General features: G+C 66.7%; 14 protein-coding genes. 8 read left to right on the top strand and 6 right to left on the bottom strand.

The annotated features are described in order from the left end of the window. Positions 1-19 precede the first annotated feature (19 nt). Positions 20-895: a ThiF family adenylyltransferase gene (locus NHH88_18725; GenBank protein ID USX11740.1), complete on the top strand. Its 876-nt coding sequence runs from the start codon at positions 20-22 to the stop codon at positions 893-895. Positions 896-1,178: 283 nt separating this feature from the next. Here NHH88_18725 and NHH88_18720 read toward each other — a convergent pair whose 3' ends face one another. From NHH88_18720 to NHH88_18695, 6 genes are all read right to left on the bottom strand, one after another. Next, a complete protein-coding gene (locus tag NHH88_18720) occupies positions 1,179-2,285 on the bottom strand; it encodes a nucleotidyltransferase family protein (GenBank protein USX11739.1) in 1,107 nt (368 codons plus the stop codon). Next, positions 2,282-3,196, bottom strand: coding sequence for an HprK-related kinase A (locus NHH88_18715; GenBank protein USX11738.1), 915 nt, complete (start codon positions 3,194-3,196; stop codon positions 2,282-2,284). Before NHH88_18715 ends, NHH88_18720 begins: the two co-directional genes overlap by 4 nt. Beyond that, the gene (locus tag NHH88_18710; protein ID USX11737.1) at positions 3,190-3,468 is read right to left on the bottom strand and encodes an HPr-rel-A system PqqD family peptide chaperone; all 279 of its coding nucleotides are present in this window, start codon (positions 3,466-3,468) and stop codon (positions 3,190-3,192) included. The genes NHH88_18715 and NHH88_18710 overlap by 7 nt, the downstream gene beginning before the upstream one ends. Continuing rightward, on the bottom strand, positions 3,465-4,064 hold the full coding sequence (locus tag NHH88_18705; GenBank protein USX11736.1) for a hypothetical protein: 600 nt from the start codon (positions 4,062-4,064) through the stop codon (positions 3,465-3,467). The genes NHH88_18710 and NHH88_18705 overlap by 4 nt, the downstream gene beginning before the upstream one ends. 172 nt (positions 4,065-4,236) lie before the next feature. After that, entirely contained in the window at positions 4,237-4,797 is a 561-nt protein-coding gene (locus NHH88_18700; protein ID USX17375.1) for a polysaccharide export protein, read from the bottom strand. 203 nt (positions 4,798-5,000) lie between these two features. Beyond that, complete coding sequence (locus NHH88_18695) at positions 5,001-5,804, bottom strand: serine protease (GenBank protein ID USX11735.1); 804 nt, start codon at positions 5,802-5,804, stop codon at positions 5,001-5,003. Between the two features lie 206 nt (positions 5,805-6,010). Between NHH88_18695 and NHH88_18690 the strand changes: the two genes are divergently transcribed. The 7 genes from NHH88_18690 to NHH88_18660 all read left to right on the top strand — a co-directional run bounded on the left by NHH88_18690 (position 6,011) and on the right by NHH88_18660 (position 14,306). Further along, positions 6,011-7,537, top strand: a complete 1,527-nt coding sequence (locus NHH88_18690; protein USX11734.1) for a chain length-determining protein — start codon at positions 6,011-6,013, stop codon at positions 7,535-7,537. 87 nt (positions 7,538-7,624) lie between these two features. Next, a complete protein-coding gene (locus tag NHH88_18685; protein USX11733.1) occupies positions 7,625-8,608 on the top strand; it encodes an XrtA-associated tyrosine autokinase in 984 nt (327 codons plus the stop codon). A 34-nt stretch (positions 8,609-8,642) separates the two neighbouring features. Next, positions 8,643-10,181, top strand: coding sequence for a TIGR03016 family PEP-CTERM system-associated outer membrane protein (locus tag NHH88_18680; protein ID USX11732.1), 1,539 nt, complete (start codon positions 8,643-8,645; stop codon positions 10,179-10,181). A 15-nt stretch (positions 10,182-10,196) separates the two neighbouring features. Next, positions 10,197-11,204: an XrtA-associated ATPase gene (locus NHH88_18675; GenBank protein USX11731.1), complete on the top strand. Its 1,008-nt coding sequence runs from the start codon at positions 10,197-10,199 to the stop codon at positions 11,202-11,204. Continuing rightward, positions 11,201-12,370 (top strand): UDP-N-acetylglucosamine 2-epimerase (non-hydrolyzing), encoded by a 1,170-nt coding sequence (wecB, locus tag NHH88_18670; protein USX11730.1) that lies wholly within the window; start codon positions 11,201-11,203, stop codon positions 12,368-12,370. Before NHH88_18675 ends, wecB begins: the two co-directional genes overlap by 4 nt. After that, complete coding sequence (locus NHH88_18665) at positions 12,367-13,218, top strand: DUF3473 domain-containing protein (GenBank protein USX11729.1); 852 nt, start codon at positions 12,367-12,369, stop codon at positions 13,216-13,218. Before wecB ends, NHH88_18665 begins: the two co-directional genes overlap by 4 nt. Continuing rightward, a complete protein-coding gene (locus NHH88_18660) occupies positions 13,215-14,306 on the top strand; it encodes a FemAB family PEP-CTERM system-associated protein (protein USX11728.1) in 1,092 nt (363 codons plus the stop codon). The genes NHH88_18665 and NHH88_18660 overlap by 4 nt, the downstream gene beginning before the upstream one ends.

Raw genomic sequence — 14,306 nt, 5'->3', positions numbered from 1 at the left:
CACTAGAAAGGTAGCTGCCATGGATCAAGCATTCTTTTACGACAAGGCGTTCTCGCGCAATATCGGTTGGGTCACCGAGGCTGAACAGTCGATACTGCGCGGCAAGCGGGTGGCGATCGGCGGCGCGGGCGCGGTCGGGTCGTTCTACGCCAACACCTTCGCCCGGCTCGGCTTCGGCAAGTTCGTCATCGCCGACTTCGACACCTACGACATCGTCAACTTCAACCGCCAGCTGGGCGCGACCATGAGCACGCTCGGCCAGCCGAAGTCGGAAGTGATACGCCGCATGATCCTCGACATCAATCCCGAGGCCGACATCCGCGTCTTTCCCGAGGGCGTCACCAGCGCCAACTTGCCGGAATTCCTGCGCGACGTGGATTTCTATGTCGACGGGCTGGACTTCTTCGCGTTCGACGCGCGCCAGCAGACCTTCGCCAAATGTGCCGAGATGGGTATTCCGGCGACCACCTGTGCGCCGCTGGGCATGGGCGGGGCCAGCCTGACTTTCCTGCCTGGCAAGACCACCTTCGAACAGTACTTCCAGTGGGGGGATTTGCCGGAGCTGGACAAGGCGATCCGCTTCATGGTCGGGCTGGCGCCGGCCGGCCTGCACCGGGCGTATCTGGTGGTGCCGTCGGCGGTGAATTTAAAGGAGCGGCGCGGTCCGTCGACCATCATGGCGTGCAACCTGTGCGCGGGCATCTCGGCCACGGTCGCGCTGAAGGTGTTGTTGGGCAGGGGAGAGGTGCTGGCCGCGCCGCACGGCCTGCACTTCGACGCCTACCGTAACAAAATGGTCCACACCTACCGTCCCGGCGGCAGCAGCCACCCCTTGCAATGGCTGGCGATCACCATCGCCAAGCGGATTTATGGCAAGGCGTTGGCGGAGGGGTGATTGGCGGACTCTCGGGCGCGTTGGCGGTGGCTCGGCGATGGCGGATTACGGCGTTCCGCCTAATCCGCCCTACGTGTCTGCTCGGAGTGGTGCTGTCCCGTGGCGTCGACGTTGTCTAAAACACGTTGGCGGATTACGGCGTTCCGCCTAATCCGCCGTACGTGTCTGCTCGGAATGGTGCTGTCCCGGGGCGTCGACGTTGTCTAAAACACGTAGGGCGGATTAGCGCAGCGTAATCCGCCATGCATGCGCCGTCGACGGCTCAACAATTTGAATACAACCGTCAAACATCCCGCGTACGCGTCGCCTGAAGCGGCGTCAGCAGCGCCTTGTGGAACAGGTGGCGCGCCAGCAGCCAGGGCGGCATGCGCAGCCAGTTGCCGCGCAGGTAAAGCATCTGGCGCGCCAGCTTGCTCAGCGGCCCGTCGCAGCTGGCGTGCTGCGGGAGCAACGCCCGGTCCAGCAGCGCGTCCATCAGCGCCAGCACCACCGGCCCCGGCCGCGCCGCCTCGTTCCCCTCCAGCACAGCCGCCGGCACCGGCGTGTGCAGCAGCCGCGCGGCGTGGCGCAGCGCGTAAAACAGCGGCCGTTGCAGTTGCAGCATCGCTGCCCGGTCCGTCAACCGCACCCAGAATCCCGGCAGCGACGAAAACTCGTGCAGCAACCGGTCGATATCGACCAGGTTGCGCAAGCCGTGGTCGAACTCGCTTTCGTAGAGCAGGTGGGTGGCGCTGTGCAGGATCATGTCCACCGGCCCGAGCGTGTACAGCGGCGGCAGGCTGCCGCTGGCGGGATAGCCCGGCACCGGCTCGGCGGCCGCGCGCAGCAGCATGGCGTCGGGATGCGCGGCGGCCGTGCTCGGCAGTATTGCGTGGTGGACGTCGATCACCGTCTCGCGCCAGACGTGGCGCATCGGCGGCAGCTCGTGCATCCAGCGCCGGTAGTAATGCTGGTCGTAGTCGTCGTGGCCGACGCCGGCCCAGCCGTGCAGCATCAGCGCCGACTCGACGTCGGCCAGCGCCGCGCGCGGCACCAGAATGTCGATGTCGGAAAAAATCCTGCCCTCGGCGGCGGCCAGCCCGGCCATCGCGTAGGCGCCGCCCTTGAGCAGGATCAGGGGCACGCCCAGTCCCGCCATCGCCTGCCGGATCTGCCGCACCTCCCAGCGCACCGCCTGCAGGTGGCGCTCGCCCTGCTGGCGGGCCCATTCCAGTTGCCGCCGCGCCGGCGCCGGCAAGCGCTCCAGCACGCCGGCGTCGCGCGCCCGTGCGTGCAGGCTGGCCAGCAGTTGCGCGCGCTCGGCCTGGCGCAGCACCAGGTCGCACTGGGCGGGCGTGAACGCGGCCAGCGCCGCCGGCCTGCGCAGCACCTCGATCAGCAGCGGCGTCATGGCGCCGCCGCCACGCGCTCGAAGGTGGCGATGCCGTCGGCCAGGCTGCTGTAGCAAAAGTCGTAGCAGTCCGATTGTTCGATCAGCTCGGCCATGGCGTCGAAACCGCGCGCGCCCAGCACGCTGTAATTGAAAGCGTTCTCGGCGGCGCGCAGATGGGCGCGCCCCTTGGCGACCGGTAACAGCTCGGCCGCCGCGCCGGCTTCGTAACGGGGGAAGATGATCCAGGCCGGCCGCGCCGGCTCGGCCAGGCGGCCGACGCTGTCGGCCGGCGCCCGCAGGTGGGCCACGGTGCCCTTGTTGGTGTCGTGCACGGGCGGCGAGAACAGGGCGGCCGGCAGCGCCGCGCGCATCAAGTCGATCGAGCCGTTCTTCAGGCTGATCGGACGGGGCATCGGCACGATCAGGCCGTCCTCCAGCCGGACCATGGTCAGTTCGTCGGACAGCAGGCGCCAGCCGTGGTGGACCAGTGCCGCGCACAAGGTGCTTTTTCCGGAGCCGGGCGGCGCCGGGAGGATAGCCGCGCGGCCGTTCTTTTCCACCACCGCCGCGTGCAACATCAGGTAGCTGTGGGCGCGGCTGGAGATGCACCAGTTCAGCCCCCATTCGAACATCGGATAGGCCTGGGCCAGCGGCAGCGGCTTGAACGGGGCCAGCCCGTCGGCCAGCAACTGCACCTGCGGGCGCAGCCAGCGCCGCCAGTTGAGCGGACGCACCATGCGCAGGTGGAAATCGGCGTAGCCGTTGTCGGGGCCGAGCGGATAGTCGGCGTACATCAGCCCCACGCCGTGCACCACGCCAGGTATCGTGCTTTGCAGGCGGGTGACGAAGGCGCCGGTTTGCAGGTACAGGCCGGTGCCGGCCAGCCGCGCGGCCAGTTGGCCGGCCGGCAGCTGCGCCACAGTCAGCATACCGCCTCGACCAGGGCCAGGCCTTCCAGGTCCGCCAGCAGGGCGTCCACTTCGGCCGGCTCGTCCGCGTCCAGTCCGGCCGCCAGCAGCCTGCGCGCCAGGGCGTCGGCGTCGGCCGGTCCGGCCAGCAGCGCCAGCAGCAGCTCCAGCGCGTCGGCGCCGAGCAGGTGGGTGTCGCCGGAGAGGTCGTTGTACAGCACGCATTCCCCGTCCCACTGCCGCCGCCGCAGTTGCTGGCCCGGCGTCAGGCGCCAGGAAATGGCCGTGCTCATGTCATCGTGCTGGCGAGGTAGGCGACGATTTCGCGCGAGCCCCATTTGCGGCCCCCGGCGATCGGCGTGTAGGTGCCGCCGAGGTTGGCGCCGGAACTTTGCCACTCGTTCCAGATGGCGATCACCGCCGGCACTTTCAGGAACGAGGTCTTGCCCGTGTAGGCGTTGAAGTAGGCCGCCATCAGGTACATGCCCACCCGGTCGCGGTCATAGGTCTGGGCCTTCAGGATCTTGAGGATCGGCACGCTGGCGTAGGCCGTGGTGCGCGAGCCGCAGGTGAACACGTGGCCGAAGGCGGCGCAGGTCGGCGGCAACGGACAGGTCTGCATGGCCCACCACGAAGGCAGGCGGCCCTTGCACACCAGCGTCGTCGTCGGCTTCTGGCTGCTCAGGCCACCCGACATCGCGCCCGACGGCGCCTTGCACATCGTCGTGCCCATGGCGGACGGACTTTTCAGTGTCAGGATGACGCCGCTGGCGATGCCGGCCCCGGCCAGGCGTCGGCGCGATGGCCGTGACGGGGCGTTGGCGTCCACTACCACCTGCACCGGCACCGGCGCATCGCCTGGATTATCTTGATGCGTTTGCTTAGCCACGTCTGCCATCCCCTGTGTTTTACTTGTCTGCACAATCTAATGCAAGTTTCATTCCCGACACTGAATCCTGACTGGACTTCAATTAAAATCAAGGACTTATGATCGGTTTTATGTTATCGCTGCCAGCGCGCCCCGCGCGGGGCCGGCGACTGTAAAGAATCTCGACACTATCTTAGAAGAAACTCTCGGGGATGATCAGGATGTCGCCCGGCCACATCCGCACGTTGGCCGAGATGTCGCCGTCCTTGATCAAGTCGCTCAGGCGCACCGGCAGCTTCTCCTGCTTGCCGTCGATCTTGCGCACGATGCTGGCGCGGTTGCCCGCCGCGAACTCGGTGACGCCGCCGACGGCGATCAGCACGTCCATCAGCGACATGTCGCGCCGGTACGGCAGCGACTGCGGCTTGGCGGCCTGGCCGATCACGCGGATTTGCTGGTCGTAGGTGCCGACGAAGCCGTTGACGACAACGCTCACGGCCGGTTGCTGGATGTAGCGCGCCAGCGCCTTTTCGATGTCGCGCGCCAGCTGGCTCGGGGTCTTGCCGCTGGCTGGCAGGTCTTCCACCAGCGGCGCCGTGATCTTGCCGTCGGGGCGCACCGGCACCGTCTGCGACACCTCCGGATTGCGCCAGACATTGATGCTGATACTGTCGCCCGGCCCGATCAGGTAATCGATCTCCGGCGAGGACTCGACGGGCGCGGCCAGCGGCCGCTGCGTCGCGCAGCCGGACAATGCCGCGATGGCCAGGCCGCAGGTCAACGCCAGGACGCAGCGCAGCGCGCGCCGGTATAGATTGGGGGAAGAGTGCGCGTTCACGGTCGTCCTTTAATGGAGTGCGATGGAGAAAACTGGCACGGCGCAAGTCACGCCGATATTTTCATTTTGACATGCCTTTTTGATCATGGCAAGAAAGTTATTGTGGCGTTGTTGTTGCTTTACTGTGACGGTGCGCGCAGCAAATCGCGCACGTAGTTCGACGGCACCGCGTAGCCGATCCCGCTCGGCGTGCTGATCGCGTTCTCCTTGCTGCCCTTGACGTACACCATGTTCAGGACCCCGTAGACGGCCCCTGTCGCCGGGTCGTACAGCGGGCTGCCGCTGTTGCCGGGATAGGCGATGGCGTCGAGCTGGAACACCGTCACCGGCGGTCGTCCGAGCTGCTTGACGGCGCGCGCGTCGAGCTGGCGCGAGGTCGCCGCCGGCCGCGTCATCGGCGTGATTGCCGCCAGCACCGCGCGGTGCGTGGCGGGATGCAAACCGAGCACCATGCCCAGCGGGAAGCCGGTGAAGGCCAAGTCCTGGCCCTCGCCGGCGGTGTCGGAATCGGCCAGCTTGAGCGCCGGCAGCGGCGTGCCCGACAGGCGCAGGTGTAATAAATCGTGTTCGGTGTCGCGTCCGGCCAACGTTGCCGCGCGGAAGCGGACATTCTGGCCGTCGGCCACCACCACGCCCCAGCTTTCCTGGCGCGCCAGATCGGGCGCCTCCGGCACCACGTGGGCGTTGGTGATCACGCTCAGGCCGTCGCCGGTGACCCAGCCGGTGCCGCTGTAGACGATGGGCGGCGAGCGGGTCGGCTGGTAACTGCCGATCGCCACCACCGAGCGCTTGACGGCGGCCACGGTTTCCCTCAGCTCGGCCGCCCGCGCGCCCGGGGAGACGGCAAGCGCTGCCCCCGCGAGCAACGCGTAGAGCGAGGCGGTCCGGCGCGCGCTGCTTAAAAATGTGGCGATTATGATCATGCCCGCAATCTACACCATCTGATAATTATTGCAACAAATCTTCGCTGACTTTCAGCTTGTCCATTTCTTGCAACGTTGTGGCCAACTGTGTAAAAAATAATAACAGCGAACTGATCCGTTGTACTATTATTCATAGAAATGTTGTTTTGATAATCGACGCGCCGGCCTTCCAGACAGGACTTGGCGCGCACTTGGCGAGGCAAGAGATGGCGGAATTGAGTGCATTGCTGCTGACGTTTCTGAAAGCGCTCGGCAAGTATCGCTGGTATGCCGTGGCGGTCGCGTGGGTGGTTGGCCTGATCGGTTGGGCGGTCGTGTACCGCATGCCGGACGAGTACCAATCGACGGCCCGCGTCTATGTCGACACCCAAAGCATCCTCAAGCCCCTGATGGCAGGCATGACCACCATGCCCAACATCGAGGAGCAGGTCATGTTCATGCGCCGCACGCTGATCAGCCGGCCGAACGTCGAACGCGTCATCCGCATGGTCGATCTGGACATCAAGACGCGCAGCGTCAACGACAAGGAACGCCTGGTCGACGAGCTGACTTCGCAGATCAGCATCAGCGGCACCGGCAACGACGACATCTACACCATCGCCTACACCAATCCCGATCCCAAGCTGGGCAAGGACGTGGTGCAATCGCTGCTGACGATCTTCGTCGAGGGCAGCGTCGGCGGCAAGAAGCAGGATTCGGACAAGGCCATCTCCTTCATCGCCGAGCAGATCAAAAGCTACGAGGAAAAGCTGGCCGCCGGCGAGAACGCGCTCAAGGATTTCAAGATCCGCAACATGGCGCTGATGTCGCGCCAGGGCGGCGACTACGCCAGCAAGCTGGCCGAGACCACCGAGCTGCTCAACCAGGCGCGCCTGGAGGCGGCCGAGGTGGAGCAGTCGCGCAACGCCATCAAGCGCCAGATCGTCGGCGAGGAACCGGCGCCGGTGCTGGGCGCGACGCCGAGCGAGGACGCCAATCCCGAGCTCGACGGCCGCATCCAGGCGCTCGAGAAAAACCTCGACCAGTTGCGCATGCAATACACCGACGAGCATCCCGACATCGCCGGCACCAAGCGCCTGATCGACCAGTTGAAGGCCCGCAAGCGCGAGGAGGCGTCGAAGAAGGTGCGCACCAACGGCGCCAATTTCAGCCCGATGGTGCAGCAGATGAACGTCGCGCTGTCGGTCGAGGAGGCGCGCCTGGCCGCGCTGCAGACCCGCGTGCGCGAATACAGCAGCCGGGTGGCGGCGCTGCGCGCCATGAGCACGGCCGCGCCGGAGGTCGAGGCCGAGCTGTCGCAACTGAACCGCGACTACGCCATCAACAAGGAAAACTACGCCAAGCTGGTCGAACGGCGCGAATCGGCCCGGCTGTCGGGGGACCTGAGCTCGGCGTCGGACATGATGACCATCCGCGTCATCGATCCGCCGAGCGCGCCGGTAATGCCGGTCGGCCCCAACCGCGCGCGGCTGTGCTCGATCGTGTTCGCCGGCGCGCTGCTGGCCGGCCTGGGCTCGGCGCTGTTGCTGAGCCAGATACGGCCGACCTTCATCAGCCAGCGCTCGCTGCGCGAGACCACCGGCATTCCCATCCTTGGAAGCATTTCGATGAACTGGACCGACACCCAGCGCCTCAAGCGGCGACGCCGCCTGTACGCGTTCGGGCTGGCGGTGTCGCTGTTCTTCGGCGGCTATGGCGGCGTCATGGCATCGGTGTTGTGGATGCAGCGCTAGTCACATTACAACCAACGGCCTGACGGGCGTCCAACGGCACCACCCAGCCCAGTCAGCCAGCTTCATCAGTGAAACCAGGAGTTCTCCGTGAGCATAATCGAACGAGCCACCAGCCGCATGCACCAGGACGCGGCGGCGCGCCAGGGGCCGGCGCAGGGTCAGGCGCAGGGTATGGGTCAAGGTCAGGCTCAAATCCACGCCGACGAAGCCGTCGCCGCCGCGCTGGCCGCCAACGTAGGGACGCCATCGCCGTCGCCATCGGACTCGCCGAGCCGTGGCCTGCCGCCGTCGGCGTCGCCGGCGGCCGTGCTGCGCAACCGGGGCAACGGCAAGAACATCGAACTGGACGCGGTGCGCATGCAGGCCATGGGCTTCATCACCGCTGGCACCCGCACGCCGCTGATGGAGGAGGTCCGGGTCATCAAACGCCCGCTGATCACGCGCGCCTTCTCGCCCAAGCACCGCAGCGACAAGCCGGCCAACCTGATCATGATCACCAGCTCTCTGCCGGGCGAGGGCAAGACCTTCTGCGCCATCAACCTGGCCATGAGCATCGCCATGGAGCTGGACCACACGGTGCTGCTGGTCGACGCCGACGTCGCCCGGCCGTCGGTGCTGCGCACCCTGGGCCTGCCCGGCCAGCGCGGCCTGATGGAGCTGCTGCTCGACGAGCGCGCCGACATGTCCGAACTGCTGCTGCACACCAATATCGACGGCCTGACCCTGCTGCCGGCCGGCGCCGCCAACGCGCGCGCCACCGAGCTGCTGGCCAGCCAGGCCATGGCCAACCTGCTGCAGGAGATGGCCGGGCGCTATCCCGACCGCATCATCATCTTCGATTCGCCGCCGCTGTTGCTGACCACCGAGGCGCACGTGCTGGCCGCGCACATGGGGCAGATCGTGGTGGTGGTCGAGGCCGAGAAGACCAGCCAGCACGCGGTGCAGGAATCGCTGCGCCAGCTGGAGGGCCTGCACAACGTCAACCTGGTATACAACAAGACCCGCGAGTTCCCCGGGACTGCGGCGTATGACTACCAATATAACTATACTTATCATAATGGCCAGTCCTGAGCGTCGCCACGGGCGGGTCGCCGTGGGGTTGGCCATGCGGCTGCCCGTGCCGACCGTCACGGCGGCGGCTGTGGCGTTGTTGTTTTCGCCCGCCTGCCGGGCCGAACTGAAGGTCGAACCGTCCGCGCAGTTCCAGCAAACCTACACCGACAACGTCAGCCTGGCACCGCCGGACCAGGCCCGCAGCCTGTGGATCAGCGAACTGACGCCGGGCATCACCGTACGCGACGACAGCCCACGCCTGCAATTGCTGGCCGCCTACGAGGCGCGCCTGTACGCCTATTCGCGCGACGACCCGGCGGCCAACCAGAGCCTGTCGCACAACTTCAACGGCAAGATGCACGCCGAAGCCGTCGCCGGCCTGTTGTTTCTGGACGCCGCCGGGGCCTACCGCCAGCAGGCGGTGTCGGCCTTCGGCGCGCCGGTGGCCCAGGACGGCGCCGACGGCTACCTGACCGAAAACCGCACCAACGTCAAAAGCTACAGCGTCAGTCCCTACCTGACGCACAGCTTCGGCCGCCTGATGACGGGCGACCTGCGCTACACGCACGACGTGGTCAGCGCCGACACCGCCGGCTTCAACCACAGCAGCGCCGACAGCGTGCAAGCCTCGCTCGGCGGCACCGTCGGCCCGCGCGCCGGCTGGGGGCTGCAATACTACCGCCAGCGGGTGGAGAACGGCACCGGCCCGACCACCATCAGCGGCGACCTTGGGTTGAACGGCTCCTACCTGATCGCCGCGCCGCTGCGCCTGACGGCCAGCATCGGCCGCGACCAGTATAAATATGAATCGCAGGTGGGCGATTCGCCGACCGGCAAGTCGTGGTCGCTCGGCTTCGGCTGGACGCCGTCGAGCCGCACCAGCGTCAGCGCCAGCTTCGGTAAGCGCTTTTTCGGCGACAGCTACCACCTCGACGCCGTGCACCGCACCCGCGCCACGGCCTGGAGCGTGCGCTATACGACCGACGTCACCACCTCGCGCGACCAGTTCCTGCTGCCGGCGTCGGTCTCGACCTTTGAACTGCTCGACCGCATGTACGCCGGCGCCATCGCCGATCCGGCGCGGCGGCGCCAGGCGGTCGACGCCTTCATCCGCGCCAACGGACTGCCGCTGGCCCTGACCGACAGCGTCAACTATCTGAGCAACCGCTACATCCTGCAAAAGCAGTTCCAGGTCTCGCTGGCCTGGACCCTGGCGCACAGCGTGCTGGTGCTGAGCCTGACGGACGAGCGCCGCAACGCGCTGTCGTCGGTGCAGTCGGACAGCGCCTTGCTGGGCAGCAGCTTCGGCAGCCTCAACGACAACAGCCACCAGCAGGGCGGCAGCGCCACCTTCAACTACCGGCTCTCGCCGCGTAGCTCGGTCAACCTGTCGGCCAGCTTCAACAAGGCCGACTCGCTGGTCCAGCAGGCCAGCAGCATCAACCGCGCCTTCCGTGTGGCGCTCACGCGCCAGCTCGGCCGCCAGCTGACCGGCGACCTCGAACTGCGCCGCCAGACCGGCAGCGTGGCCGGCGCCCGTGGTGGCTACCGCGAGAACGCCATCGTGTTTCATCTCAACCAACGCTTCTGAGGAGCCAGGCCCGCGATGTATGAGAACTATTATGGGCTCAGCGCCAAGCCGTTCCAGCTGCGCCCCGACCCCCACTTCTTTTTCGGCAGCCAGGGCCACAAGCGCGCCATGGCCTATCTCGAATACGGCCTGTCGCAGCGCGAGGGCTTCATTGTCATCACGGGCGAGGTCGGCGCCGGCAAGACCACCTTGATGCGCAATATGTTCAACGGCCTGCCGGCCAACGAGATCGTCGCCGCGCAGATTACCAACACCTACCTGAACACCGAGGACACCTTGCGCATGGTGCTGGCCGCGTTCGGCCTGCCGGCCGAGGAGGGCAGCAAGAGCATGCTGCTGGTGCGGCTGGAACAGTTCCTGCGCAACTGCGACAAGCAGGGCAAGCGCGCGCTGCTGGTCGTCGACGAGGCGCAAAACCTCACCGCACGCACCGTCGAGGAGTTGCGCATGCTGTCGAACTTCCAGTCCGACGAGCGCTCGCTGCTGCAAACCTTCCTGCTGGGACAGCCGGAGTTCCGCACCACGCTCAACAGCCCGGAACTGCGCCAGCTGCGCCAGCGCGTCATCGCCACCTACCACCTGGGGCCGATGAACGGCGACGAAACGCGCGCCTACATCGTGCACCGGCTGCAAACGGTCGGCTGGCGCGGCAATCCGTGCTTCACGGACGGCGCCCACGCGGCCATTCACGCCTACGCCGGCGGTATCCCGCGCACCACCAACCACGTCTGCGACCGCCTGCTGCTGATGGGTTTCCTCGAGGAGCTCGACACCTTCACCGAGGCCGAAGTGGCCACGGTGCTGCGCGACATCCGCGACGAGACGGCCGTGCCGGACGGACCTGACTCGATGCCGGCCATGGAGCCTCCGGGCGAGTGGCCGCCCAGCGGCGGCATGGTGTCCCAGGGAACCATAGACGAACGCCTGGTGCGCGTCGAACGCTCGATGGTGTCGCTGCTGCACGTGCTCAGAAAACTCGTCGCCACTCCTGCCAACCTGCCACAGATGGACAACATCGAATGATCCACTCCGACGTAGAGACGCCCGCGCGTAAATTCCGCATCCTTTGCGTGGTCGGCGCCCGCCCCAACTTCATGAAGATGGCGCCCATCATGACCGCGCTGGAAGAGCCGACGGCCGGATTTGAGGCGCGCCTGCTGCACACCGGCCAGCACTACGACGTCGCCATGAACCACCAGATCTTCTCGGCGCTGGGCATCCGCGACCCGGACATCAACCTGGAGGTCGGCTCGGGCAGCCACGCCCTGCAGACCGCCGAGGTGATGCGCAAGTTCGAGCCGGCCATGGACGAGGTGGCGCCGGACGGCGTGCTGGTGGTGGGTGACGTCAATTCGACCTTGGCCTGCGCGCTGGTGGCCAACAAGCGCGGCATTCCGGTGTTCCATGTGGAGGCGGGCCTGCGCAGCGGCGACCGCGCCATGCCGGAAGAGATCAACCGCATCCTGACCGACCAGCTGTCCGACCTGCTGTTCACCACCGAATCGAGCGGACGCGACAACCTGCTGCGCGAGGGCATCGAGGAACAGCGCATCCATTTCACCGGCAACGTCATGATCGACACGCTGGTCGCCAACCTGCCGCGCGCGCTGCCGGCCGCCAACATCGCCGCGATGGCCGGACGCCCCGGCTTCGCCGACGGCGAAGACGGCTACGCCGTGCTGACCCTGCACCGGCCATCGAACGTCGACCGTCCGGAAGTGCTGCGCAGCTTGCTGGAGACGGCGCTGATCGTCTCGCGCCGCACGCCGGTGATGTTCCCGCTGCACCCGCGCACGCGCGCCATGATCGAGCGGGCCGGCCTGGGCGACCTGCTCGACCAGCCAGGCATGCTGCCGCTGCCGCCGATGGGCTACCTCGAAATGCTGGGGTTGATGCGCGGCGCCCGCGTGGTGCTGACCGATTCCGGCGGCATGCAGGAGGAGACCACCGCGCTGGGCGTCCCGTGCCTGACCCTGCGCAACAACACCGAGCGGCCGATCACGGTCGAGCAGGGCACCAACACCATCGTCGGACAGGATGCCGGCCGCATCCTGGCCGAGTACAACAAGGTGCTCAGCGGCGCCGGCAAGACGGGCCGCGTGCCGCGCTACTGGGACGGCCAGGCGGCGCGCCGCATCGTCCAGATCATGCAGCGCTGGCTCACCGAGCGCGAAGGGGCGACGCAATGAAAACCGTCCAGCCGGTGCGCAACGCCATGACGATCGACGTCGAGGATTACTTCCAGGTGTCGGCGTTCGCGCCGCACATCGCCCGCGACAGCTGGGCCGACCGCGAATGCCGGGTCGAGGCCAACGTCGACCGCATCCTGGGTATCCTGGACGACGGCGCCGTCGTCGCCACGTTCTTCACCTTGGGCTGGATCGCCGAGCGCTACCCCAAGCTGGTGCGGCGCATCGTCGACGGCGGCCACGAGCTGGCCAGCCACGGCTACGGCCACCTGCGGGCGTCGGACCAGAGCCACACCGCCTTCCTGGAAGACATCAGTTCCAGTAAAACGATACTGGAAGACATCGGTGGCCAGGCCGTGCACGGCTACCGCGCGCCCAGCTTCTCCATCGGCCCGGCCAACCTGTGGGCGTTGGACGCGCTGCAAGAGGCCGGCTACCGCTACAGCTCCAGCATCTATCCAATTGTTCACGACCACTACGGCATGCCGGACGCGCCGCGCTTCGCCTTCTATCCGAACGGCGACCAGGGCCTGCTGGAAGTACCGATCACAACCGTGCGCCTGATGAAGCGCAACCTGCCGGCCGGCGGCGGCGGCTATTTCCGCCTGATGCCGTACGCGATGTCGCGCTGGATGATGCGCCAGGTGAACCAGCAGGACCGCCAACCGGCTATCTTCTATTTCCACCCGTGGGAGCTCGACCCCGGCCAGCCGCGCCAACAGGGTCTGGAGTGGAAGACGCGTTTCCGCCACTACGTCAACCTCGACCGCATGGACGGCCGCATCCGCGCCTTGACGCGCGACTTCGCCTGGGACCGCATGGACCGGCTGTTCCTGGGGGCGGCATGAGCGCGCTGGCCGAACACGCGCACCTGGCCGGAGCGCAAGCACCGGCGGCCGGCCAATTGCGCCTGCGCCTGATGGAGGAGCAAGACAGCCGGCGCTGGGATGCCTACGTCGATCAATGTCCGGCGGCGACGTTCTTCCACCGCGCCGGATGGCAACGGGTGCTGCGCCAGGCGTTCGGCCACCGCACCTGGTTTTACTATGTTGAGCGTGCCGGCGTCATCGAAGGCATCTTGCCGCTGGGCGAGGTGCGTAGCCGCGTGTTCGGCCACTGGCTGGGCGCGTTGCCGTTTTGCGTCTACGGCGGCATTGCCGCCAGCTCCGACGAGGCGCGCGCCATGCTCGACCAGGCCGCGCAGGCGCTGGCGCGGGAGCTGGGCGTGGGCCACCTCGAGTACCGCAACATCGCGCGCAGCCATCCGGGCGATCCGGGCTGGATCGCCAAGCCCCTGTATGTGACGTTCCGCAAAGCCATCGTCGCCGACGACGAGCAAAATATGAACGCCATTCCTCGCAAGCAGCGCGCGATGGTCAGGAAGGGCATCAAATTCGGCCTGAAAGGCGAGGTCGACCAGGATGTCGGACGCTTTTACGCCGCCTACGCGCGCAGCGTGCACCGTCTGGGCACGCCAGTGTTTTCGCGTCGCTATTTCGCGCTGCTCAAGGAAACCTTCGGCGACGATTGCGAGGTGCGGGTCATCACCCATGAAGGCCAACTGGTGGCCGGCGTGCTCAGCTTCTTCTTCCGCGACCAGGTGCTGCCGTACTACGGCGGCGGATTGGACAACGCCCGCGCGCTGGCCGGCAACGACTTTATGTACTGGAATTTGATGCAGGCGTCGGCCGCGCGGGGCATGCGGCTGTTCGATTTCGGCCGTAGCAAGCTGGGCACCGGCGCCTTCGACTTCAAGAAGAACTGGGGCTTCGAGCCCGAGCCGCTGGACTACGAGGTCAAGCTGATCAAGGCGTCGGCGGTGCCGGAGAACAACCCGCTCAATCCCAAGTACCGCCTGTTCATCCAGATGTGGCAGCGATTGCCGCTGCCGATGGCGAACTTGCTGGGCCCTCACATTGTCAAGAACCTGGGCTGA

The sequence above is a fragment of the Oxalobacteraceae bacterium OTU3CAMAD1 genome, from assembly GCA_024123915.1.
In the GTDB taxonomy this organism is placed as follows: domain Bacteria; phylum Pseudomonadota; class Gammaproteobacteria; order Burkholderiales; family Burkholderiaceae_D; genus Rugamonas.
Note: the sequence above shows the minus strand (reverse complement) of the source record. Positions and strands in the feature narration are given on the sequence as shown.